This window comes from Nostoc sp., from assembly GCF_036917775.1.
Taxonomy (GTDB): Bacteria; Cyanobacteriota; Cyanobacteriia; order Cyanobacteriales; family Nostocaceae; genus Nostoc.
This window is the reverse complement of record NZ_JBALEQ010000105.1, coordinates 13,397-37,864: the sequence shown is the minus strand read 5'-3', so window position 1 is coordinate 37,864 and position 24,468 is coordinate 13,397. Positions and strand designations below refer to the sequence as shown.

Below are 24,468 nucleotides of genomic sequence, written 5' to 3'. Positions count from 1 at the left end.
GCTGTTTAATACCTAAGATTATTCATACTTTTGCTAAGTCTCTGATTAACTCAGCCCTGCTGGGTCATTTTGCATGGCTTAGTCTAAACTCCAGACAAAAATGCTCCCTATTTTTTGTCTCCACCATCTTCTCAAAGTTTTGTCCCATCTAGCTTAGAGTTGCCTTGTCACCCTCTCAGATGATTGAGTCACGTCATACCATTTCTGTATGAAAATGCGCTTATAAAACAATACGGTTCAGTTAAGGTTGAAACTTTTTGCCTAGAATTGTTATCAGGAAAGGATGTAAGGAACTCAGGAGTGCATAGCTACAGCAACTCTGTGATGGAAAATAGCCGTTGTCGGTCTATTTTTTGGAGCTTGATTTTTTCGGCGTAGAAAGCTTGATAATAAGATTGATAACGCTCTGGTTCAGCTTCTGGATCGGTTTGTTGCCATAGTTCCAAAAAGTGGCGATAGCGTTTTTCCAGCATCACCAAATCCATACAAGCGATCGCAGCTTGAACTACTTGCGGAGTCCGAAGTATTTCTTTTTGGTTTTTTTCATTTACATGGAATAAATGGGAAATTAACCCCATTTCGCTGCTAAATTCTAAAAAATGGTCTTGCAAGCGGGAAATTAAATCTGGTTGAGACGCAAAATTTCTTGTCTCTCCATCACCGGATGAGATTTCTAAAATCTGTTGCCATAAAAATCGGTGGTGGGAAAGGCTAAATTGCAAATCTCGCTCTTCGAGTTCAGCAATAATCGCTTGACGCTGTTCAGGACAATGTAAATAAATTCGCAATAATAAGGCTTCTGCGTGTTCTAAAAGACTGCGTTCTGTAGGAATTGGGGAGTGGGAAACTTTACTACTTCCCCATGCTTGCTTCGCTGATACAGGTTTAGTGTATGCAGCCGCAGCCGGAGCAATTTGAGTTAACAGATTTTCGACTCGCAGGGGTATAAGTCTGGTATCTCCCAAACTGAGTATTTCTGCACAGTAGGAAACGTAATAATTTCGTGTATCGCTGTTAGCTATATTTTTAAGTAATTTAACTAATTGCTGAGTTACTTGCTGAAAATCAGTAGCCTGTTTCAAGTCTCGGTTTTGAATAATTTGCTGAATCTGCCAATCTAACCAAAGTGGCGCATTTTTTAGCAGTTCTCCATAATCTTCTGGAGTATGGCTATGCAAATATTCATCAGCATCTTTACCATCGGCTAAATTCAGAATTTTTAGCTGAACTTCGCCTTTGTATGCTAGTTCGGCAATTTCACCGATCGCACGTTCGGCGGCATTGGTTCCGGCTTTATCAGCATCAAAGTTGAGTACTAATTGCTTCGATTCGGTATAGCGTAAAATTAACCGGACTTGTTCTAAGCTTAAGGCTGTACCGAGGGAAGCAACGGCGTTATTAATCCCAGCAGCGTGAAGAGCGATCGCATCAAAATATCCCTCTACCACCACCGCTTGATCGAGTTGGGAAATCCCACCCTTGGCTTGATCGAGGGCAAATAATGTTTTACCTTTACTAAAAAGTTCCGTTTCTGGTGAATTTAGATATTTCGGTTGTTCATCCGTGAGAGTTCTACCACCAAAGGCAATAACGCGCCCTTGAACATCACGGATAGGAATCATTAAGCGATCGCGGAATACATCATAATAACCGCCTCCTTCCTTGCGTGGCTTAATCAATCCCGCTTTTTCTAGGATCTGCGCTGGGTAATGTTTATCTTCCACTAGATAACGATGGAGAGTTTCCCAACCTGCGGGGGCATAACCTAAACCAAATTGCTGTATAGTTTCTTCTTTGAGTTGGCGGTTAGATTGCAAATATTGAAGTGCCTTTTGCCCTTGGGATTGTCTCAGGGCGTGTTGATAAAATTGCGCGGACATTGCCAGAACTTCATACAACTGCTCACGCAAAGATAGCTGACGCTGCAATTCTTGGCGTTGTTCGGGTTCGAGGGTTTGGACAGGTACTTGGTAACGCCGTGCTAAATCTAGCACCACATCGGCAAAAGAGCGCTTTCCCAACTCCATGACAAACTTGATGGCATTTCCTCCAGCTTGACAGCCAAAGCAATAGTACATTTGCTTAGTCTGGCTGACGGTGAAACTAGGAGATTTTTCATCATGGAAAGGGCACAAACCGACAAAATCCTTTCCACGTTTGCGTAAAACTACGTATTCTGAGACGACATCTACAATATCGGCCCGTAGTTTAACTTCCTCAATTGTATCTGGGTGCAAGCGGGGGATTTGCATGGGATTAGTGATTGGGGACTGGGGATTGGGGATTGGGGATGAGGGATCTAGGTGTTGGGGATTGAAAGTTTACCCATTACCTATTACCCAGTTCCTAGTCCCCAATCCCTCGCCATTAACTTTGGAGAAATAACAAAGGATAAATGACTTTAGACTTCTGATGGCTATTATATTCTTGTTGTTAGACCAAGAATGATCTATATAATTGCTTACATTTAATTTTATCAGAGGAATTACTTAAAATGGGGCGTATTTTTATTTCTGCGGCTCACGGAGGCAGAGAAGCTGGAGGGATCGATTTAGGTGCGATCGCAGGTGGTACAACTGAAGCTAAAGAAATGATTCTGCTGCGGGATTTGATTGTCACCGAACTGAGGGCGCGGAATTTGGAAATTTTGGCAGTTCCCGATGACTTAAGTGCCGCCCAAACCATCACCTGGATCAATTCTCGTGGCCGACGGGGTGATGTTGCCTTAGAAATTCAAGCTAATGCGGCTAACAGCCCTTCTGTACGCGGGGCTAGCGTCTTTTATATTGCGAATAATAGCGATCGCAGAAGCAATGGTGAACAGTTGCTAGTGGGTTTATTGCGCCGCGTCCCTCAATTACCAAATCGGGGAGTCAAGCCAGATACAGATAGTGGATTAGGTAGTTTAGCATTCTGTCGCCAGACAACACTTCCAGCTTTGGCAATGCAAGTGGGCTTTCTTAGCAATCCAGAGGATCGGGCTTTGCTGCAAAGTCGTCGCCGCGATTTTGCTTTAGGAATTGCTGATGGATTGGTAACTTGGAGTCGTGCGATCGATCCTACTCCTGGCACTCCACCCGAAGCAAATTATCCACCAATTAATATTAATATTAATGGACAAAATTACTCAGAGCAAGGAGTATTAGTTAATGGCAACGCTTACATTCCCATTGATTTAGTAGATCGGCTGCGAATTAACCTTTCAAAAGCAGCTAATGTTAATCGAATTACCTATCGAAAAATAGTTTATATTAAAGCAATAGAACTCCGAGACTTTAATGTTGCGGTTAATTGGGATGCTGCAACTCGGACTGTCAGCTTGCGCTCAAATTTGATCGTTTGCCCTGGTCAAATGGAACGAGTGATGTCAAATGGTAATACTTCAGAAATACAGTTGCAATTATTCCTCAGAAACAATAACGAAAGTGCTTTGGCAAAGTTTCCTGATATCCCCAAACTTTATCGAGAAGAAGCAGGTATAGAAGGGGTAAACTATGATATTGCTTTTTGCCAAATGTGTGTAGAAACTGGATTTTTACGCTTTGGCGGTGATATTAAACCTGAGCAAAATAACTTTGCAGGTTTAGGTGCGATCGGTGGTGGTTCAGAGGCTGCATCTTTTCCAAGTGCCAGAATTGGAGTGAGGGCACACGTCCAACATTTGAAAGCTTACGCCAGTTTAGAACCTTTGGTACAAGAAGTAGTAGATCCAAGGTTTCGCTTTGTCACACGTGGAATTGCAACATTAATTGATCAGCTATCAGGGCGATGGTCAGCAGATTTAGATTATGGTGCAAGGATTTCAGCAATGCTCAAACGATTATATGAATCAGCAGGACTCCTTTGAGTGTTGATTAAATAAACTTGCACTAATTACTTTAACCCTTTCTACACTTTGCGTCCTTTGCGTCCTTTGCGGTTCGTTAAAAAAATTGACTTTGGCAAAGAGTTTTAGCCTTAACTGAACTGTATTGGCTTATAACGCAATACGCTTGGGTTAAGCATTTCTTTTTTCTCTCTGTGTCCTCTGCGCCTTTGCGGTTCGTCAAAAAAATTGACTTTGATCGCAAAGTTTTAGTCTTAACTGAACCGTATTGTTATATAAACTTGATAGCAATTAAGAAGATAGACCGTGATTCTCCAATCTAGTAGTAGAGCATTATCAGTAAGTCATAACAGTAGTTTGAGCTTTACCAGCCTTGCAGAACTATCAAGTGAAAACTTACTTGCAGAAGTCGATCTTCATCGGATTGTAGCAAGTTTAAAGCTCAGGCAAGACAAAAAAGCATCGATGGGTCAGTTTCTCACTCCCGCCTCAGTAGCAGAATTGATGGCTGGAATGTTTAATAGGCTTGATTTACCTGAAATATCTTTGCTTGATGCTGGAGCCGGAATTGGTTCATTACTAGCTGCTTTTGTAGCAAAAGTATGTCAGCATCGACAACATCCGTCAAGTTTGCGCGTTGTAGCTTATGAAATTGACCCTTTTCTAATCAGATATTTGCATCAGACTCTAGAGCTATGTAAGAAGGAATGTCAACGTGTAGGTATTTCCTTTAATTACGAAATTCGTGAGACTGATTTTATCGAAGATGCAGTCAGGCTACTTCAGATTGGTTTATTGAATAGTGCAAAGGCAACAAAATTTACCCATGCTATTCTCAACCCACCTTATTTAAAAATTAATGCTAATTCTAAGGTGCGTGAATTGCTGCATTCCATCGGTTTGGAAACTAGCAATCTTTACACTGGTTTTATGGCAGCTACAGCGCAACTTCTAAAACCAAGTGGTGAGTTTGTAGCGATTACCCCACGCAGTTTTTGCAACGGGCCGTATTTCCGTGACTTCCGCAAAATGTTTTTAGAGATGATGGCTTTACAACAAGTGCATCTTTTTGAGTCGCGGCAAGAAGCATTTAGTGATGATGATATTTTGCAGGAAACTATCATCATCCAAGCTATAAAACAAAGGCAAAAATCTAGCAACGTCATCATCAATACCAGTTATGGGACTAATGATGACTTGATAATGTCACAATCTGTACCATATACAGCCTTAGTTAATCCCAACGATCGAGAGCAGTTTATTCATATTATTCCAGATAAGATTAGCCAGCAAATTGTTGAGCGAATTGAAATTTTCCCCTGCACTTTGAAAGATTTAAGGCTAACAGTTTCAACCGGACGGGTGGTAGATTTTAGAGCAAAAGAGTACTTAAGAGCAAATGCAGAAAACAATACTGTTCCTTTAATTTATCCGGTGAACTTAGCAAATGGATATGTAGAACACCCAAAAATCACCAAAAAGCCTCAAGCGATAGTTTCTCTAGAAAAAACAGCCAATCTTTTGATCCCAAATGAGCATTATGTCTTATGCAAAAGATTTTCATCAAAAGAAGAGAAAAAGCGTGTTGTTGCAGTAGTTTATGATGCCAATCAATTTAATTATGCCTACGTCGGCTTTGAAAATCACTTGAATTACTTTCATAAAGATGGACGGGGACTTAGCCTTACTTTAGCTCGTGGGCTTGCTGTTTATCTAAATTCAACCCTAGTTGATGCTTTTTTTCGGTTGTTCAATGGGCATACTCAGGTAAATGCAACAGATTTGCGAAAATTAAAGTACCCTAATTTGGAACAGCTATTGTCTTTAGGGGCAGAGATTAAAGAGCAGTTTCCTTCTTTGCAAGAAATTGATGAACTTATAGAAAATCAGCTACAGAGTATGTCGAATCTGTCAGAGAACAATCCAATTGTAACTAAGTTTCGAATTGATGAAGCCCTGCAAATATTAAGACATTTGGGATTTCCCCGAACACAACTGAACGAACGGTCAGCTTTAACTCTCCTAGCGTTGCTTGGCTTAAAACCGACAGACTCTTGGAAATTTGCAACTTCTCCTTTGATGGGAATTACGCCGATAATGGACTTTATGGCTCAACATTATGGCAAAACTTATAAGCCCAACACACGGGAAACAGTTCGCCGCCAGACAGTACATCAATTTCTGGATGCAGCTTTGATAGTTGCTAATCCAGATAATTTAAGTCGACCTATTAATAGTCCAAAAACTGTGTATCAAATTCAAAACAGTGCGCTCGAACTCTTACGAACCTACGGTACTGAAGAATGGGAAAAAAGTATCTGTACCTATCTTGCTTCAGTTGAAACTTTGAAAAAAAAGTATGCTCAAGAACGCGAAATGTCCCGTATTCCCATAGTAATTGGTGGAGATATTAAAACTTTATCACCAGGTGGTCAAAATATTCTGATTGAAAAAATTATTAATGATTTTGCTCCTCGTTTTACACCTAATGGAAAACTCATCTATGTTGGCGATACAGATGAAAAATTCGCCCATTTTGATGCAGCAGCATTAACAAATTTAGGCGTTAATATCGATTCTCACGGCAAAATGTCAGATGTAATTATTCACTTCACAACAAATAACTGGTTGGTGCTGATTGAAGCTGTAACTTCACATGGGCCAATTAATCCTAAACGGAAGAAAGAACTTGAAGTCTTATTCAGAAGTGCCGAAATCCCTCTGGTGATGGTAACAACATTTCTCAGCCGTAAGGCAATGGTGGCATATCTGGCAGAGATTGCTTGGGAAACAGATGTTTGGGTTGCTGAAGATTCAACTCACCTGATTCATTTCAATGGTGAATCTCTATTGCAGGCTTACCAAATAGAAAAGAAGCAAACTTCTTGAATCTAAGTAAGTTGGCATAAATATTGTCGTTGGAATAAGGCAATAGGCAATAGCTAGAAGGGTTTTAGGCTAGTTCATTTTTCTTTACATAGTTTGATTTTATTCTGCCAACTTACTTACAGTAATCTGCTTGGTATTCAATACGGTTCGGTTAAGGTTTTTTGATGAAAATTCTAGATCGCAAAGACGCCATAAATCATTGCAAAGACGCGATAAATCGCGTCTCTTGTCTTAAACGAACCGTATTGGCTTGCTATTAGTGATATTTTGTTCGAAAAGATTCTCTAAACCCCCTTTGTAAGGCAATATGCTTGGGTTGTGTCAAAGTTATTTTTTAACTAGGTACGTTATTGAATTGTTGGAAGATATCGGTTTATTTTCTTTTATATTTTAGTGCCCGTGTTAAATAAGTTAGTAGAACGGGAATTATAAAGTGTTAGTTTAAAAATTTGAAATGTCCTTGTAAGAATGTTCATATCTTCCACTGCTTTGACAGAAGCTGATTTGGAGTCAGCGATTGTTCGCAACCCACTGATCGTTTCGCCAAGTACGTCTGTGATGGCGGCGATCGCTCAGATGAGTGGTAGTCGCACTGTGTGTTCATCTTCAAGAGAAGCAGATATGGAAATTGAAGCCAGGCATCTTGAGGCGCGATCAAGTTGCGTGTTGATTGTTGAAGGGAATCAGTTATTAGGCATTTTTACTGAACGAGACGTGGTTCGACTCAGTTCTCAAATGCGAAGATTGGATAATCTGGCGATCGCTGATATAATGGCACATCCAGTCATTAGCTTACACCAATCTGCATTTACCGATCTGTTCTTAGCTGTCAATCTACTCCAGCAGTACCGGATTCGCCACTTACCCCTGCTTAATGAACAAGATGAAATAGTTGGACTATTGACTCATGAAAGCTTGCAGCAATTGTCACGCCCAATAGACTTGCTGCACCTGCGCCTAGCGAAAGATGTGATGACTTCGGAAGTGATTTGCACTGCTCCAAGTGTCTCTATGCTAGCTATTACTCGTCTGATGGCAGAAAATCGGGTGAGTTCTGTGATACTTGTAAAAGAACGAGTGGCGCAAGGTCAAGTCATACAAGTACCAATTGGGATTCTGACAGAGCGAGATATTGTCCAATTTCAAGCATTAGAACTGGATTTTGAACAGCTCCAGGCAGAAGTTGTCATGAGTACGCCAGTTTTCTCAGTCAGCCCTGAGTACTCTCTGTGGAGAGTTCAAGAGCTAATGCGGCAATACTTAGTTAAGCGGATAGCTGTGACTGGAACTCAAGGAGAGTTATTAGGAATCGTCACTCAGACCAGTATTCTGAAAGTACTCAATCCAGTCGAGTTAACTAATTTAGTTGGAGTATTGGAATATCAGGTAAATCGATTAGAAGCAGAGAAACTAGCACTGCTGAAAAATCGCAACGCCGAATTAGAGGAGCTAGTCCAACAGCGTACAGCTACACTCAAGGCAAAAGCAGAGCGAGAACAATTAATTGCAACTATTGCTAGCCAAGTCCATTCTTCGCTCAATCTACAGGATATTCTCGACACAACAGTTCAAGAGGTGCGATCATTCTTAGATTGCGATCGCGCGATGATCTTGCAGTTTCAACCCAACTGGAGCATGGTTGTGGTGGCTGACTCAGTAAAGAATGGTTATGTTTCTTACCGGGGTAAACAGATTGAGGATACCTGTTGTGCTACTGATGTGTTTGATTTATATCGTCACGAAAAAATTCGAGTTGTATGTGATATCTACACAGTAGAGATGAGTGATTGCCATCGAAAACTACTGGAAACGTTGCAGACGAGAGCCAAAATTTTGGTTCCAATTATCCAAGATGGTAACTTGTGGGGACTCCTGAACGTTGTTGAGAGTCTTGCTCCTAGAATTTGGCAAGCTGAAGAAATCTCTCTCGTGCAACAGCTTTCGACCCAGATGGCGATCGCAATTCAACAAGCTACTGCTTACCAGCAGCTTAAAACAGCAGAGAATGAATTGCAGCAGCAAAACTTGCGAGCGAAATTGTTAGCCAATGTCACCCTAAAAATTCGTGAATCTTTACAAATTGATGAAATCCTCAAAACCAGCGTTACAGAGGTGCAAAAGCTTCTAAAGGCAGACCGTGTATTAATCTTCCAACTAGAATCAAATTATTCGTTAACTGCGCTGCAAGAGGCAGTGTTTCCCAACTTTCCTAAAGTTCTGGGAGAGAACATTTTCGACCCTTGTTTCACAGAAAATTATATTCAGAAATACCGTGAAGGACGGATACAAGCTTTTACTGATGTCGAAAAAGCGAATATCCAACCTTGCCACATTGAATTACTACAAAGATTTGCTGTTAAGGCTAACGTTGTTGTCCCGATTATCCTCAAACATGAACTTTGGGGATTGCTTATTGCCCATCAATGTAGTCATTCTCGACAATGGATAAGCTGGGAAATTGAACTTTTAGGAGAATTAGCTAACCAAATAGGCATTGCTTTAACTCAAGCCAAGTTACTAGAAGCCGAGACCTTGCAACGACAAGAACTTGAAATTGCTCGTCAACAAGCAGAATTGGCTTCAGAAGCCAAAAGTAGTTTTTTGGCGAACATGAGCCATGAAATTCGTACTCCCATGAACGCTGTTTTGGGAATGACTGGTTTGCTATTAGAAACTTCTTTAACACCAGAACAAAGAGATTTAGCAGAAACAATTAGTGTCAGTGGCGATGCGCTTCTATATCTCATCAATGAGATTTTGGATTTATCCAAACTGGAGGCTGGGGAAATGATGCTTGAAACCCTGGATTTTGATTTATCCACTTGTGTTGAAGAAGTTTTAGAATTGTTGGCTCCTCAAGCCCATCATAAGGGATTAAAAATTGCCGCCTTGATTCATCGCAATGTCCCTACTTATCTCCAAGGAGATGCTAATCGCCTACGGCAAGTTCTGATGAACCTAATCGGTAATGCTATTAAGTTTACCAGTACTGGTGAAGTGGTGGTACGAGCAGAATTGCAATCAGAAAATTACGCTACAGCTACGATCCAATTCTCAGTTACAGATACGGGAATTGGTATGGCATTACAAGACCAAAGTAAACTTTTTCAACCATTTACCCAAGTGGATGCTTCTATTACCCGTAAGTATGGTGGTACAGGTTTGGGATTAGCTATCTGTAAACAGTTAGTAAATTTGATGGGAGGAGAAATTAACGTCGAAAGTCAAATAGATAAAGGATCTAAATTTTGGTTTGAGTTACCTTTCACCAAACAGCATCAACCTGTTTATCAAAATCATGAACGTGAACTTTTAAATCAACGGCGCTTGTTAGTCGTAGATGACAATGCAACTAATCGCAAAATTATCTATCATCAAGCTACACGTTGGGGGATGCACGTAGATGAGGCTAGGTCTGCAACTACGGCTTTACAAGCTTTACAGCAAAGTGTCGAGCAGGGAGTTCCCTATGATATAGCTGTGATTGATATGCAAATGTCCGAAATAGATGGGATGAACTTGGGGATACAAATTAAGGCAAACCCTGTGATTGCTGATATCCCTTTAATCATGTTGACCTATACTAATCAAACAGATGAAGTGCAAAGGGCGCTAAACATAGGATTTACTAGTTATTTGGTAAAGCCAGTGAAGCCATCGCGGTTATTTCAAACGCTCGTGAATATCTTAGGAAGTCAAACAAAACTAGATGACTCCCATGTTTATAGAATTGAGCAACCGTTTGTACCAATCCAGGTAGAACCAATAAATGATTCCACCAAACCCAAGTTAAAATTGTTGCTAGCAGAAGATAATCTTGTTAATCAAAAAGTCATCCTCAAGCAGCTTCAGAATTTAGGCTACAAGGCTGATGTTGTCGCCAATGGTCAAGAAGTTTTGCAAATATTAGATAAAATTCCTTATGACTTGATTTTCATGGATTACCAAATGCCAATTTTGGATGGTTTAGAGACGACAAGAGAAATTCGTCGTCGTTCAGCAAGTTCATTTGCTAGCCATCGGCAACCTGTGGTGGTTGCTCTTACTGCTAACGCTATGGCAGAAGACCAACAAAACTGTAGAGATGCAGGGATGGATGACTATTTAAGTAAACCAGTAAATAAAAAAGATTTAGCAGTAGTGCTAGAGCGTTGGAATGAAAAAATTATTACTTCTGAGGCAGTTATGATTCCAGATCCCACATCTACTAATGAAGATGGTCAAAATAGAAATTTAATCGACCTAATAATTGATTGGGAATACTTACATCAACTTTCAGATAACGATACAGAGGTGGAGTTAGAATTCTTGCAACTTTTCCAAGAAGATAGCCAAAGTCATTTAGAGTTTGCCAAAGCTGCATTCGCTGCTCAAGACTTTCAACAAATTGCATGGGAAGCTCATCATCTCAAGGGTTCTAGTGGGAATATGGGAGTTACAATTATGCAGAAAGCAGCAGAAGAACTAGAACTGCTGAGTCGCAAAAATGAGATTGCTGGTATGGCCAATTTAATTGCAGATTTAGAAGAATTTATCAACCGGATTCAAGATTTTTTAATTAAGACAAATCGTGATAAGTTGACTGATAAATAGACAATAAAAACTTAACAATTAAAAAATAAATTTTAAACTGTATCCCTACTTATTATATGTTTTCCTCTAATTCTATTGACGAGCAGAACTTGGCAATATATCAATGCGCTTAGGTTAAGCAAAGTGCAACCCAACAAAGCCCCAAAAATATTGTAGATCCTCCTAAATCCTCCTTAAAAAGGAGGACTTTGAGAAGTAGAAAGCAGAGATTTTAGAAGTTACATATCTTGCTTGTATATCTCTAATAATTTTGGAATGTAATCATACCCATCTACACCGATAACCGCAATTATTTTAGGGCGATGTTGCTGCAAGAAATTTTGGAAAGCTTCTGCCCCAATTTGACCCTGCAAAATTGTTAGCAAACCTGCTGCTTGCCGCCACTCATTAGAAGCAATTTGCTCCAAAAGATACATTCCCAAACAGCCTGTGTAAACGGTTTTTTCAGAATTTTGGAGATGATAATAAGCTTCTGCCAAATAAGCTAAGTTCCGCCCTTGGAGATACAAATCGCCGGAAACTTGCGCTGTTTTAAAGCCATCCTCCAAATATTTAATTGCAGTTTGGTGTTCTCCAATTACTAGATAAGCGATTCCTAAGCTGCTGACACATAAGGCTTTACTTTGAATATCGCCTAATTTTTCTGATAATTTTAAACCTTGTTCTAAATAGTTAATTGCAGCTTCATAAGTTTCAGGTTCTAGATTCTCTAATTCTTGAGCTTGCATGACTTCGCTGTAACCTAAATTTACCAGCGCGTTGGCTTCTCCGGTACGATCGCCTGCTTGCCGACTCAATATTAATGCTCGTTGGCTGTAGTTAATTGCTTCAGCATAATTTTGCTGTTGCACGTAGGTGCGGCTGAGGTGGTTGAGATTGGCTATTTCACAAGCGCGATCGCCTGCATTTCTGGCTATCTCTAACGCCTGCTGATGAAAATCAATTGAGCGCTGGTATTGCCCCAAAGCACGCTGTGAATAACCTAAAAGCGTCAAAATCCGCGCCTTCTCTTGGGTTCCCTCACCTCGTCGCAATGGTTCATCCAAATAATCTAGGGCATCTCGCAAATAAGTGCCAGTAAAAGAGGCAAAAATCCCGCCATAAAAGGGAAAATACGGGCGCTGGGCAAAGGTTCGCAAAATCTGGAGCATGATTTGAGAACAGGCATCGGCGTATACTGTGCCAATGCTTGCAAAACCACTGGCTAATTGACTCCAAATCACTGCAAAGGTCAAAAAAGTAGAAATGGACAACTTTGGCCCGGCTTTAACATCGTAAGCTTGTTGGTCAAACCAGTTAATTAATCCCCGTTGCAAGAACTGTAAAATCAATGCCATTTCTACCCAATCTCTGAGGGTGATTCCCCGTTGTCGCTGGGCAAACTCAATTGCCGATTCTTCCATCGCTAAGGTGCGAAGCAGTGCTTTGGGTAACTCACTATTGAGTTGTTTAGCCCAACTTGCCCAAGGGCCACGTTCTCCCGGTACGCCGCCAAATCCTAAAGCTTCTTTTTGCTCGTACATCCAACTGAGCAAGTTGTCTTGCAATCGCTGCCAAGAAGCTAATCCACGGGTAATCCCTTCAGAAAATTGTTCTAAATCACTATCTGCCTGGGCAAATTGCTGTAATCCTTTTGATAATTGCTGTAGCTGTGGCAAATTTAGCGGATACTTCTGATTTGGGTCAGTAATCCGTAAAAATGTCGCCAGTCGCTCGTCAGAAGGGGCTGTGGTTATTTCTGTAACTGCTGAAGCGATCGCTTCTGTGGCTTTGTTTTGCTCTTGCCAACGTTGCCATTGACTCTGAATAGTCTTAATGGCTCTCAAACTGCGAGTAGCTTTGGCTTTCTTGAGTTCGTCTTTTTCACCATCTACTTGGCTTTGGAGGGCATTCAGGCGATCGCTCAAAACTAACTCAAATACCTCCCCTGTACCGGAAGTAATTCCTTTAAGCAGTATTTGGTACACCATCTCAACAGAGCTAATTTTGCCCTTAAGGGTGGTTTCAACAATTTCATCGATTAAGGCAAGATAGCGATCGCGCAATGGCAGAGAATCTGACACTTTAGCTACTAAGAAACGTCACGTCAATTCTAATTCTATAGGACTTACGCATTGACAAGAAATACCAAATATGGATTAACGTTAAAAACCATATCTTTCGTAAGGGCACAGCACAATACGGTTCGGTTAAGGCAAGAGACGCGATAAATCGCCGTCTCTACAATAATCAGTCCTTTGTAGAGACGGCGATTTATCGCGTCTTTGCGATTAGTAGCATGTCATCAAAAAACCGTTAACGAGTATTTGAACCGGATAAATCCGCCTTTTATCTCCGTTTACGAGTATTAAAGGCTCATTAATAAGCCTTTAATACTCGTAAACTATTATAAAAATTCATCAAACAAGGTAAAAGTAAAAAGCAAAATAAATATTAAATTCATCTTTAATTTTTACTTTTTAATTTTTAATTTTTAATTCTTCAAGTGCGTCCAGTGAGGTTGGCAACTACAACTGCTAACTCAGAGGGATTTACTGGCTTGGGGACGTGGAGTTGAAAGCCTGCTAACAACGCTTGCGTGCGATCTTCTGCCCTAGCATAAGCTGTGAGCGCTACTGCTGGAATCCGCCCTCCTTGGTTTGTTGGTAGCGCCCTCACTTGACGAATTAGTGCGTAGCCATCTTGTTGTGGCATACCGATATCGCTCACCAGTATATGGGGGTGAAATTGTTGCAAAGCAAGCAGAGCTTCACTTGCAGATGCTGCTGCTATGACTTGCGCTCCATACTGTCCCAGAATGGTGGTGAGTAAATGACGCGCGTCTGGCTCATCATCAACAATTAGCACTCGCAAGTCATCTAATCTCGGCAGGTAATTATCAGCCTCGGCGACATCCACCAGAAATGAAGGCGGCTCTGCTGTATTAGTCTCTACATAAACAGCTTTCATCGGCAGATTGACAATGAATGTCGCTCCCCGTCCAATTCCTAGACTTTCTACAGAGACTGTGCCACCGTGTAATTCTACCAAGTGACGGACGATCGCTAACCCTAATCCTAGTCCGCCATGCGATCGCGTGCTGGAACTGTCAGCTTGACAAAAGCGTTCAAAGACATGAGGGAGGAATTCGGCTGCAATTCCCACTCCCGTATCGCTTACCCGAATTTGCACGGAAGATTCAATCCGCTCTAATTGCACATCAACTCTTCCGCCCTTGGGTGTAAACTTGACGGCGTTGGAGAGCAAATTCCACACAACCTGTTGCAAGCGGTTGGTATCACCCACAATTACCCCAACTTCAGGATCGAATCTACTGTTGATGCTAATCTCTTTAGCCTCAGCTGCTGGGCGCACAGTATCGATTGCCGCCTCTACAAGTGGTACAAGTTTTATTCGATGGATACTGAGATTAAGTGTGCCTCTAATAATCCGTGATACATCTAGGACATCTTCAATCAGTTGTGCTAGGGATCTAGTGTTACGTTCAATTGTTTCTAGCGCCCGCGCCGTAGTAGCCTGATCAAACTTGCGATTTCTCAGTAGCTGCGTCCAACCCAATATGGCGTTTAAGGGTGTGCGGAGTTCGTGGGAGAGGGTGGCGAGAAACTCATCCTTCATCCGATTTGCTGCTTCTGCATCAGCGCGTGCCGCTTTTTCCCGCTCAAGCAGTTGTTCGCGTTCTTGCTCTGCTTGCTTGCGATCGGTAATATCGAGCATAAACCCATGTAGTAGCTGTGGCCCATTCTCATCCCGCACAACATTAACAATGTCATATAGCCAAACAATTTTGCCATCAGCAGCCAACATTCTGTATTCAAATTCGTAATTATTCAGTGACAGCGAAGATTCTTGGCAATATTGAATAGCCCACTTCTGATCTTCTGGATGTATATGTTTTTGCCAAAAATCATCGATGTACCAGTCTGATAATGGATAGCCAAGAATCTCAACGGTTTGCGGCCCTACATAAGTAAAATTTCCGGTAGTGGCATTTACCTCCCAAGGAATTATGCGGACTTTTTCGGTTAGCGTCTTTAACCGTTTCTCGCTCTGTTTTAGAGCGAATTCTGCTAACTTATGAAGTGTAATATCTGTGATTAGAGCAACAAATCCTTCAACTTTTCCTTGCTCACTAAACTGGGGAACGTAACTTACATTTACGTAATGGTGTGTGCCATCTTTATGGAGTAATTGGGTTTCATAGGTGACTTCCTCGCCTGAAAGTACTGCTTCTACATAAGGAAGAATTGACTGATAAACCGACTCTCCAAGTACTTCTCTAATGTGTTTACCATAAATTTCGGAAGCGGGAAGCGCAAACCAGTCTTCATATCCCTTGTTATTAAAGCGATAACGCTGCTGAGAATCAACATAAGAAATCTGGACGGGCACAGCATTTGTAATTAGGCGCAGTTGATCTTCTCGTTGATGTAGTGCTGCTTCTGCTAGTTTGCGTTCTGTGATGTCGCGTTGAGTTCCCCAGGCTCTGACTAAAAGCCCATTTTCGACAATTCCCACCAAATTATTCAAAAAATATTTGGAATTACCTTGCTTATCTATTTCGTGAGACTCTGCATCAATTAGTCGGTAATTAGAACGGATAAAATTACGCAGGTATGCAATATTATGTGGATCGGAGGGAATGAGAAAATCTCCTAGTCTGGCATTGATAATTTCTTCGGCACGAGAACAGCCATACATCTGTGCCATCACATTGTTGCATTCGGCTAAGTAAACATATTGATAAAAATGTTGAATTTGTTCATCTTCTGGACAGTCTGGCGAAATTGGTACTTCTAGTTCAATGCACCAAATACCTTCTGAACTCTGCTCTAAAAAAGCGCGGTAGCGTTCTTCGCTGTGGCTTAGGGCAAGTTCTACCTGTTTGCGATCGCGTAGCGCAGCTTGCTGTTCGCTTAAATCAAGGACAAAAGAGATAATCTCGTTAGAATTATTTTCTAACAACGCAGAACCTAGCAGAATGGGAACACAGTTCTGATCTTTGCGGATATATTCGTTCTCAAAAGGCTGACACACACCTTTGGCTTTGAGTTCTGCGATCGCACTGTTGTTTGCTTCAATATATTTTGGTGAGATCATATCGCGCCATCGAACCCGCCCGGCAAGTAAATCTTCTTGCGAATAACCTACCATTCGTAAAAAAGCATCATTAGCTTCTGCGATCGCTCCATCCATATTGGCTACAATTACCCCAATAATGTTGGACTCTACCAACCTTCTAAACTTTGCCTCACTCACTTTTGACTTCTGTAAACTCATTTGAAAATGTTGTTTGGCAGTGCGTAACTCTGAGTTCAGCAAGCTGATGAATGTTGTCACCAGGACAAATAAGCCTAACCGTCTTATGTTGTCTAGACTTGCAACCAAGAGCGAAAACACTGGCTCTAAGAAAAAATAGCTAACGGCTAAAGTAGACAAAGCAGTAGCCAGCAACCCTGCTTCCATACCACCATACCAAGAACTAACCGCCACGGCAGCAAAAAATAGCAGGAAAATAGTTGGTTTTAGTAGTGGCTGTAGCAATAGTGTTAGTAACAATGCGCTACCAACAGCCAATAGTGCAACAGCATAGGGTGCTAGAAGGGAACGTGTTCCTTTCAATGTGGCTTCTCCTTTTATGCAGCTAGCTAAAGGATTATTCCCAAAATCAGCTAGAGAATGCGACGCGTTAGCGAGTCTACGTTCGCTTCTAGCGTCTCTTAGAGAGCGTCACAGCCCGGCGTAGACATCGCTCAATATTTATTATCATCGGAATAGTACATATCAAAGCAGTTATTTGCTGTGAATCTATCTAAAGGATTAAAGCTGAGTTTTAGCAGAGGTTAAAAAGCTAAAAATTATCGCTCTAATTATATATTTTGTATATGTCCATATCTGTTAAACAGCATATTTACATTAGTTTTTTAAATTAACTTTTTTTAGGATATAAGTCATCATTTCTCCTTTGCCTTTAACTTGAATTAAACCTCGTTTATCGAATAAGTATTTATCTTTTAAAAGCTGATAAGTTGCTTCACAAACCTGGATGCTACCGGCTATTCCATGTGATTCCATTCTACTGGCAGTATTTACTGTATCTCCCCAGAGATCGTAAGCAAACTTTTTCAGACCAATCACTCCTGCTACAACTGGCCCTGTACTAATGCCAATACGGATGCTAAATAATTGATTATTTTCTGCATTAAAGATAGCTATAGCATTTTGCATATCCAACGCCATATTAGCTATTGCTGAAGCATGATCGTTAGACTGATTTGGCAATCCCGCAACAGCCATATATGCGTCGCCAATAGTCTTAATTTTCTCTACTCCATGAAGTTCTGCTAATTGGTCAAACAAACAGAATATTGTATTTAATAACTCGACTAATTCCGTAGGAGATGTACGAGCTGAAAGCTCTGTAAAACCAACAATATCGGCAAATAGTACCGTAACTTCCATAAAACTATCAGCAATAGTTGTAGGCTGTTGTTTTAATTGTTCCGCAATCATCCCTGGCAGAATATTTAGTAGCAGCATTTCTGATTTTTGCTGCGCCAATTCCATTGCTTTACGTGCATAAAATTCTTTTTTTCGCAAGCGTTCATATAAAAATACAGAAAATACACAAATTAGGCAAGTCCAAAAAAAATATAATCCTTGTTCAGCATAAAAAGCTGATGGATTTTTCAATATAGGATTATATAAGAAATATAAGATTAAATAGCAAATTATTGTTCCCAATTGAGTTATTAAATGTATCCACCATTGAACTGGTATAATTGTCGCCTGAGTAAGAAACATCAAAGTCCAAATATTGCTTCTGGGTTCAAGATTATTAAATAATAAAGCTATATCAATTTGGACAACACAAGTTACAACCCAGCATAAACTCAAAAAAATTAAGTCAGGATGGCGACGACCGATAGGAGTTTTACATAAACCCCAACAAATAAGAGTGGATAATTCTACGACAATCCCAATTTTAAAAGCGTATATTTTGGCTTCTAGATATGAATTTTCCCAAAGGAAAAAAGCGATTAAAGTGAAGCCAGCTACCAGCATAATCTGCGCCTGTAATTGCAGCCGTTTCAGTAGAAAGCTCTGTCGCTGTTCTTTGTAGGATTCGGCAAGGTTATTGTTGGTTTGCCGATGCGACATTCCATGACTAATGAGCGCATCTAGTTGAGTTTTGTGTAAGTTATTTGGATAAATCATGCACTTTTTGCGTTATTAGTAATCAAAGGACTAGGTAATAGGGCATGGGGAATAGAAATAATTCCCAATTCCCAATTCCCAATTCCCAATTCCCAATTCCCAATTCCCATAAATGGCTCGTACCCCTACATTAAATTTTGATCGTGGCACATTAATTTTGCATCCACCACCACGTGGCAAAGGTTGGATGGATTATGCGACGTGGGATGATAGAGTTGAAAAATTCCGCATTCCAGCAATTAGATACCGATCGCTAGTAGAAGCACTACAAGCAGAAGATGTTTATTTTATCGATGAGGCCAAGCAATTTTATCCTGTAGATTTGGTTCCTACTCTGGAAATGGAACCCTATCCCCACCAGACTGAGGCGCTAGCGGCTTGGAAACTGGCGGGTAGACAAGGAGTCGTTGTGCTTCCCACGGCGGCGGGAAAGACTTATTTAGCGCAAATGGCGATGCAATCAACGCCGCGCACGACGTTGATTGTAGTGCCAACTTTGGATTTAATGCATCAGTGGTATGCACATTTAGTAGCGGCTTTCCCTGATGCTGAGGTGGGATTGCTGGGGGGTGGTTCGCGCGATAGAACAGCTATCTTAGTTGCAACTTATGATAGTGCAGCAATTCACGCTGAGACGTTGGGAAATCAATATGCGCTGATTGTTTTTGATGAATGTCATCATTTACCGACAGATTTTAATCGGGTTATCGCTGAATATGCGATCGCACCTTATCGCTTAGGACTCTCTGCTACACCAGAACGCACTGATGGTAAACACGCTGATTTAAATATTCTGATTGGTGAAGAAGTATATCGCAAACGCGCCGAAGATTTGGCGGGTAAGGCGTTAGCAGACCATGAAATTGTCCAAATTAAGGTAAAGTTATCGCAACTTGAGAGGGAAAGATACAACCAGTTAATTCAAACTCGCAACGACTTTTTGAAACAATCGAAGATTTCTTTGGGAAGTTTGCAAGGTTGGCAAATGTTCGTCCAAATGAGCGCGCGATCGCAATCTGGACGTAGGGCGATGTTAGCGCACCGGGAAGCGAAAGATATCGCTTTGGGGACTGATGGGAAGTTGCGAATTTTAATTGATTTATTGGCAGAACATTATCCCGCAAGAATTTTGATTTTTACTGCTGATAACGCGACGGTTTATCGCATTTCTCAAGAGTTGCTCATTCCGGCGATTACTCATCAAACTCCTGTGAAGGAACGCCATGAGATATTAACTAAGTTTCGAGAGGGTAAATATAATACTTTGGTTGCTTCTCATGTGTTGAATGAAGGGGTTGATGTGCCGGCGGCTTCGGTGGCGATTATTTTATCGGGGACAGGTTCGGCTAGGGAGTATACTCAGCGATTGGGAAGGATTTTACGGAAGGGAAATATTGAGAATAAGCAGGCGATTTTGTATGAGGTGGTGGCGGAGGATACGAGTGAGGAGGGGACTTCGGCTAGGCGAAGAGGGGAGAGGACAAGGGGACAAGGAGACAAGGAGACAAGGGGACAAGGGGAGAAGGAAGGGAAGTTACAGGTTGTGTATGGGAGTGGGAAGGAAAGGAGTTTGAAGGCTGCGGAACAGTTAGAGATTAATTATTCAGTCCAAAATCCAAAATCTAAAATCCAAAATTCAGATGTTACCGACAGATTTACTGATGCACCGCCAAAACGGGGAGGAGATCATCCCGAAGAGACTGAAGATTGATCAAAAAACCTCGGAGTTGGCGATTGAGTTAATTAATTATTTTCAATCAGCAGTGGGGAAGACTCAGGGTGTGCTTGAGCGACAACTGACTGATTTTGAAGGAGATTCGACAGATTACCGGGTGAAGCGAGGATTAGCTTATATTCTCAAAAGCAGTTTTTGCACTTTTGAGGTGGTTAGTCCTTTGGAACCACAGATGTTAAGAGAACGGGTGTTTTCGTTGGCTGCAAAGTCTGTTTCTAGTCGAGAATCAACCCAAGCTACTCTGAGTAAAATTGCTGATGAGTTAACTCAAGAGCTTGAGCGGGAAGTTTTATTAGAACAGGTTCGGAATGGACTATATGCTGATTTATCTGAAAATAAAATTTTGACAGTTTTTGATGCACCAACAGCGCCAGATTTGTTAAATCGATATAACTTATCTCAGGTGCAGGGTGTATTTTATAAGGCCAGTAAACTGGTGTTAAATGCTCATCGGAATGTTCCGGGTGAATATAAGCTGTTATTTCGCTATCTGAAGTTGTTTCAATTGATGGCTTATATTGAAGGTGATGCTGACCACGGGTTTACCATTACCATTGACGGGCCGACGAGTTTGTTTAATCCTAGTACGCGATATGGGTTAGCGATCGCTAAACTTATTCCGGCTTTACTTCACGTTACTAAATGGAGTCTTTCTTCGATTCTCCAAACCCGTGACGCTTATACAAATACCTGGAAAACTGGACGTTTTACCCTCAATTCTGAATGTGGTTTAGTATCCCACTATCCACCCGGAAAGCCTTACGATAGTATGCTAGAAGCATCCTTTGCTGATAAGTGGGATGCTTTGAAAAGCGGTTGGGCATTAGAGCGAGAAGTTGATTTAATACCGATTCCCGGTAGTGTGATGATTCCCGATTTTCGCTTAGTGCATTCTGATGGACGCACTTTCTTATTAGAAATTGTTGGTTATTGGCGGCCAGAATATTTACAAAAGAAATTTTCTCAGGTGCGGCGGGCTGGACGTGATGATTTAATTTTGGCAATTTCCGAGCGACTTAATTTAGAAAAGGCGGGAGTAAAATTAAATGATGTTCCCGCCAGAATTGTTTGGTTTAAAGATAAGTTATTACCAAAAGCTGTCTTAGCTGTAATGGATTGATTATGGGGGAATGGCACTGAGAAAAGCTGAAACCTACTTGCTGGCAGGGTGTGGGAGGTGTGGGAGGTGTGGGAGGACGGGGAAGAAGTCTTACCCCCCACACTCCCCACACTCCCCACACTCAAAAATCTTGTTATATCAGGGCTTTGCCATTAACTTAGTGCCATTCGATCATTCCCAATCCCCAATCCCCAATCCCTAGTCCCTACTTAGAACGGCGCGATGCGGACGAACGAGCCCCAGGCTTTTCGCCATTAGTTGCGGGTGGCGCTGCTTTACGTTTAGCCGATGTCCGTGGTAAAGGTTTAGGAGTCCGAGGCGATCGCTTTTCACCCCCAGATTTGGGTCTGTGTTGTCGTCCATTGGGGATTGGTTCGGACGTTGTATCGGGGTTAGGGCCAAAGCCAGCCACTACTTCCCTTGGCAAACGCTGCTCAATCAGTTTTTCGATATCTGTCAATAGACTGTATTCATCGACGCACACCAGCGATACAGCTTCACCTGACGCACCAGCACGACCAGTTCGCCCAATGCGATGAACATAATCTTCCGGTACATTAGGGAGATCGAAGTTAACTACATGGGGTAGTTCACTGATGTCAAGACCCCTAGCAGCAATGTCTGTCGCCACCAATACCTGTAAGCTACCATTCTTGAACTTTGCCAGAGCATTGGTACGCACCGGCTGACTCTTATTCCCGTGGATTGCCAATGCTTGAATGCGGTCTTCACCCAACTGCTTAACTAAACGGTCAGCGCCATACTTGGTACGAGTAAACACTAGCACTTGATACCAATTATCTCGCCGAATCAGGTGAGAAAGTAATTGGCGTTTCTTGTCACGGTCTACTTGGTAAATTTTTTGGGCGATTGTCTCGGCGGTGACGTTGCGGCGTGCCACCTCAATCATCTTCGGGTTATTGAGCAGTCCGGCGGCTAGTGCTTTAATTTTATCCGAGAAGGTGGCGAAGAATAGCAAATTTTGTCGCTGTTTGGGCAAAAGTGCAAGGATGCGGCGGATATCATGGATAAAGCCCATGTCCAGCATCCGATCTGCTTCATCTAGTACCAAAACCTCAATATGTGACAGGTTCAGCGTGCCCTGCTGCACATGATCCAGTAGTCGCCCTGGAGTAGCAACCAAGATATCCACTCGGTTCTTCAAACGCTGTTTTTGCAGATTAATACCAACTCCGCCAAACATCACCATCGAGTTTAGCTGCAAGTATTTGCCGTACTCGCGCACGCTTTCTTCAACTTGGGCGGCGAGTTCACGAGTCGGGGTGAGAATCAGCGCCCGGATCGGGCGGTATCCATTAGATGTAACTTTGACGTTCTTCTCGGACGATAACCGATGTAGAAGCGGTAGGGTAAAACTAGCGGTTTTTCCAGTGCCAGTTTGTGCCCCAGCTAGTAAATCGCTACCCGATAAGACGGCAGGAATCGACTGTATCTGAATTGGCGTAGGTTCGGTATACCCTCGCTCTGTAACCGCACGGATAATTTCATTGGACAAGCCGAGAGTAGAAAAATTCATAAAACTCCAAAAGTAACATCGGCCTGTCGCTAATGGCAGCGTCAGTCTTAGGCGGACGGATAAAAAAGTCTTGAAAAGCTGGATGGGCAGTAACGCAAAGACTGAAGAGCGAGTGCCGCAGTCCCACATTCTAACAGATTGTAGTCCATTGTGTGGTTAAAGTTGCTCTGATTCAGTGTTGTGTTAAATTAGCATTACTTGGAATATAAAATGTTGAACAATTAGGAGAAATTCGTTATCGCAATCCAAAAGCAACTGATTAATTCACAAATCAAGTCACCTCATGTCTTCTTGATTGACCATGAGAATAACAATCGTGGTCTAATCGACACTAATGAGGCGCTACAGTTAGCCGAGAGCCTAGAGCTTGACTTGGTTGTAGTCTCTCAAGGCAAAGAGGCCCCAATCGCCAAAATCCTGAATTATGGCAAGCTTCAGTATCAAAAGAAAAAACGTCAGAGCCAGAGTGCTAGACCTACGGTAAAAGAAGTTCGTTTCGGTTTAAACGTGGGTATTGCTGATTACAATTTACGTATTGAAAAAGCAGTTGGTTGGTTGAGTAAAGGCGATTCGGTGAAGTTTGCCATTCGTTTACGAGGCCGGGAACATCAATATCGTGACCAAGCAGGAGAACTGCTAGACAGAATTGCAAAAGACCTCAGTCAAGTAGGTAAAATCCAGTCACTGGATAAACGCTCACTAATTGTTCAAGTCATTCCTGCCTAGTTAATCTTGCGATCGCTGGAGGATGTATTTGTGCCAGCTTTTAAAACTCCCACGGCTATGAAAACATTGCTATTGCTCGTTTTCAGATCAAGCCGTGGGATTTTAACTCAAAGCTAAGAAACCAAAAAAGTCAGATGATAGGCAACAGCACTCCATCAGCTAAAAATGGGACATAGCCAATCAATCGGCGCATTTAGTGATTAGATGTGTCAACGCATCAATCAGGCGATCGCTTTCCATTGGTATAATGTCCCTCCCATGCATCACATCTTGAGTAATATGAAAATGCACCAATGCCCCTAAGAGAATTCTTGCTGTTGCCTCTGGGTCAGGTATTTTTAGCTCAGGAGCAGCCAAGTATTGAGTGAGAGTCTCCGTTACTGGCTTAATCATGGCATGAACACAAATTTGAGCTAACTCAGGAAAACGACCAGATTCTCCTATTAATACTCGCATAAATGCACTATGCTCTTGGTCGCTATTCATCAGTTCTAATGCTTTGGTTCCTATACCACGCAGTACGGCTCTTGGTTCTCCCTCAATGGGTACTGTGCCAAAAATAGAGTTGTTCTTTTTGCTTGCTAGCTGCTCTATCAGAACTTTAAAAAGTCCTTCTTTATCTTGAAAGTGGCTGTAGACTGTCGCTTTAGAAACACCAGCCGCTACTGCTACCCGATCCATACTTGTACCCGCATAGCCATTTTGGAGGAACTCCTGCATTGCCCCTTGCAGAATTTGCTCTACTTTATCAACCGAATTATCTCGATCAACTTCGTCAGTTTTAATGCGTACCATTTATTAATCATCCTCTCTTATAAAGAATT

General features: G+C 41.7%; 12 protein-coding genes. 6 read left to right on the top strand and 6 right to left on the bottom strand.

The window, feature by feature from the left end; translation table 11 throughout:
- Positions 1-308: 308 nt before the first annotated feature.
- On the bottom strand, positions 309-2,252 hold the full coding sequence (gene dnaG / locus V7K69_RS21315) for a DNA primase (protein WP_335037948.1): 1,944 nt from the start codon (positions 2,250-2,252) through the stop codon (positions 309-311).
- A gap of 242 nt (positions 2,253-2,494) precedes the next feature.
- On the opposite strand from dnaG, the gene tftA reads away from it, so the two are divergent.
- The 3 genes from tftA (at position 2,495) to V7K69_RS21300 (ending at position 11,308) form a co-directional block, all read left to right on the top strand.
- The gene (tftA, locus tag V7K69_RS21310; RefSeq protein WP_335037945.1) at positions 2,495-3,847 is read left to right on the top strand and encodes a hormogonium tapered terminus morphoprotein TftA; all 1,353 of its coding nucleotides are present in this window, start codon (positions 2,495-2,497) and stop codon (positions 3,845-3,847) included.
- Positions 3,848-4,132: 285 nt separating this feature from the next.
- Positions 4,133-6,715 carry a BsuBI/PstI family type II restriction endonuclease gene (locus tag V7K69_RS21305; protein ID WP_335037943.1) on the top strand — a complete coding sequence of 861 codons (2,583 nt, stop codon included), beginning with the start codon at positions 4,133-4,135 and terminating at the stop codon, positions 6,713-6,715.
- Positions 6,716-7,183: 468 nt separating this feature from the next.
- Positions 7,184-11,308, top strand: a complete 4,125-nt coding sequence (locus tag V7K69_RS21300; RefSeq protein ID WP_335037941.1) for a response regulator — start codon at positions 7,184-7,186, stop codon at positions 11,306-11,308.
- Between the two features lie 218 nt (positions 11,309-11,526).
- Here the strand turns inward: V7K69_RS21300 and V7K69_RS21295 are convergent, their stop codons facing one another.
- The 3 genes from V7K69_RS21295 to V7K69_RS21285 all read right to left on the bottom strand — a co-directional run bounded on the left by V7K69_RS21295 (position 11,527) and on the right by V7K69_RS21285 (position 18,526).
- On the bottom strand, positions 11,527-13,371 hold the full coding sequence (locus V7K69_RS21295) for a tetratricopeptide repeat protein (RefSeq protein WP_335037939.1): 1,845 nt from the start codon (positions 13,369-13,371) through the stop codon (positions 11,527-11,529).
- A 418-nt stretch (positions 13,372-13,789) separates the two neighbouring features.
- Positions 13,790-16,930 carry a PAS domain S-box protein gene (locus tag V7K69_RS21290; protein ID WP_335037937.1) on the bottom strand — a complete coding sequence of 1,047 codons (3,141 nt, stop codon included), beginning with the start codon at positions 16,928-16,930 and terminating at the stop codon, positions 13,790-13,792.
- A gap of 294 nt (positions 16,931-17,224) precedes the next feature.
- Complete coding sequence (locus V7K69_RS21285) at positions 17,225-18,526, bottom strand: adenylate/guanylate cyclase domain-containing protein (protein WP_335037934.1); 1,302 nt, start codon at positions 18,524-18,526, stop codon at positions 17,225-17,227.
- Between the two features lie 112 nt (positions 18,527-18,638).
- Here V7K69_RS21285 and V7K69_RS21280 point away from each other — a divergent pair, with 112 nt between their 5' ends.
- Both V7K69_RS21280 and V7K69_RS21275 read left to right on the top strand, forming a co-directional pair.
- Complete coding sequence (locus V7K69_RS21280) at positions 18,639-20,237, top strand: DEAD/DEAH box helicase family protein (protein WP_335037930.1); 1,599 nt, start codon at positions 18,639-18,641, stop codon at positions 20,235-20,237.
- Entirely contained in the window at positions 20,167-21,381 is a 1,215-nt protein-coding gene (locus V7K69_RS21275) for a DUF790 family protein (protein WP_335037927.1), read from the top strand. Before V7K69_RS21280 ends, V7K69_RS21275 begins: the two co-directional genes overlap by 71 nt.
- A 205-nt stretch (positions 21,382-21,586) precedes the next feature.
- Here V7K69_RS21275 and V7K69_RS21270 read toward each other — a convergent pair whose 3' ends face one another.
- A complete protein-coding gene (locus V7K69_RS21270) occupies positions 21,587-22,918 on the bottom strand; it encodes a DEAD/DEAH box helicase (RefSeq protein ID WP_335037924.1) in 1,332 nt (443 codons plus the stop codon).
- 237 nt (positions 22,919-23,155) lie between these two features.
- Here V7K69_RS21270 and infC point away from each other — a divergent pair, with 237 nt between their 5' ends.
- Positions 23,156-23,644 (top strand): translation initiation factor IF-3, encoded by a 489-nt coding sequence (gene infC, locus V7K69_RS21265; RefSeq protein ID WP_094331432.1) that lies wholly within the window; start codon positions 23,156-23,158, stop codon positions 23,642-23,644.
- Between the two features lie 180 nt (positions 23,645-23,824).
- Here infC and V7K69_RS21260 read toward each other — a convergent pair whose 3' ends face one another.
- On the bottom strand, positions 23,825-24,439 hold the full coding sequence (locus V7K69_RS21260) for a TetR/AcrR family transcriptional regulator (protein ID WP_114081308.1): 615 nt from the start codon (positions 24,437-24,439) through the stop codon (positions 23,825-23,827).
- Positions 24,440-24,468: the final 29 nt, after the last annotated feature.

What these genes read in the sequence shown, in the direction of transcription:
- V7K69_RS21270 (WP_335037924.1), bottom strand. Translation starts at nt 22,918, where the DNA reads ATGAATTTTTCTACTCTCGGCTTGTCCAATGAAATTATCCGTGCGGTT.
- dnaG (WP_335037948.1), bottom strand. Translation starts at nt 2,252, where the DNA reads ATGCAAATCCCCCGCTTGCACCCAGATACAATTGAGGAAGTTAAACTA.
- tftA (WP_335037945.1), top strand. Translation starts at nt 2,495, where the DNA reads ATGGGGCGTATTTTTATTTCTGCGGCTCACGGAGGCAGAGAAGCTGGA.
- V7K69_RS21300 (WP_335037941.1), top strand. Translation starts at nt 7,184, where the DNA reads ATGTTCATATCTTCCACTGCTTTGACAGAAGCTGATTTGGAGTCAGCG.
- V7K69_RS21260 (WP_114081308.1), bottom strand. Translation starts at nt 24,439, where the DNA reads ATGGTACGCATTAAAACTGACGAAGTTGATCGAGATAATTCGGTTGAT.
- V7K69_RS21285 (WP_335037934.1), bottom strand. Translation starts at nt 18,526, where the DNA reads ATGATTTATCCAAATAACTTACACAAAACTCAACTAGATGCGCTCATT.
- V7K69_RS21275 (WP_335037927.1), top strand. Translation starts at nt 20,167, where the DNA reads ATGTTACCGACAGATTTACTGATGCACCGCCAAAACGGGGAGGAGATC.
- V7K69_RS21280 (WP_335037930.1), top strand. Translation starts at nt 18,639, where the DNA reads ATGGCTCGTACCCCTACATTAAATTTTGATCGTGGCACATTAATTTTG.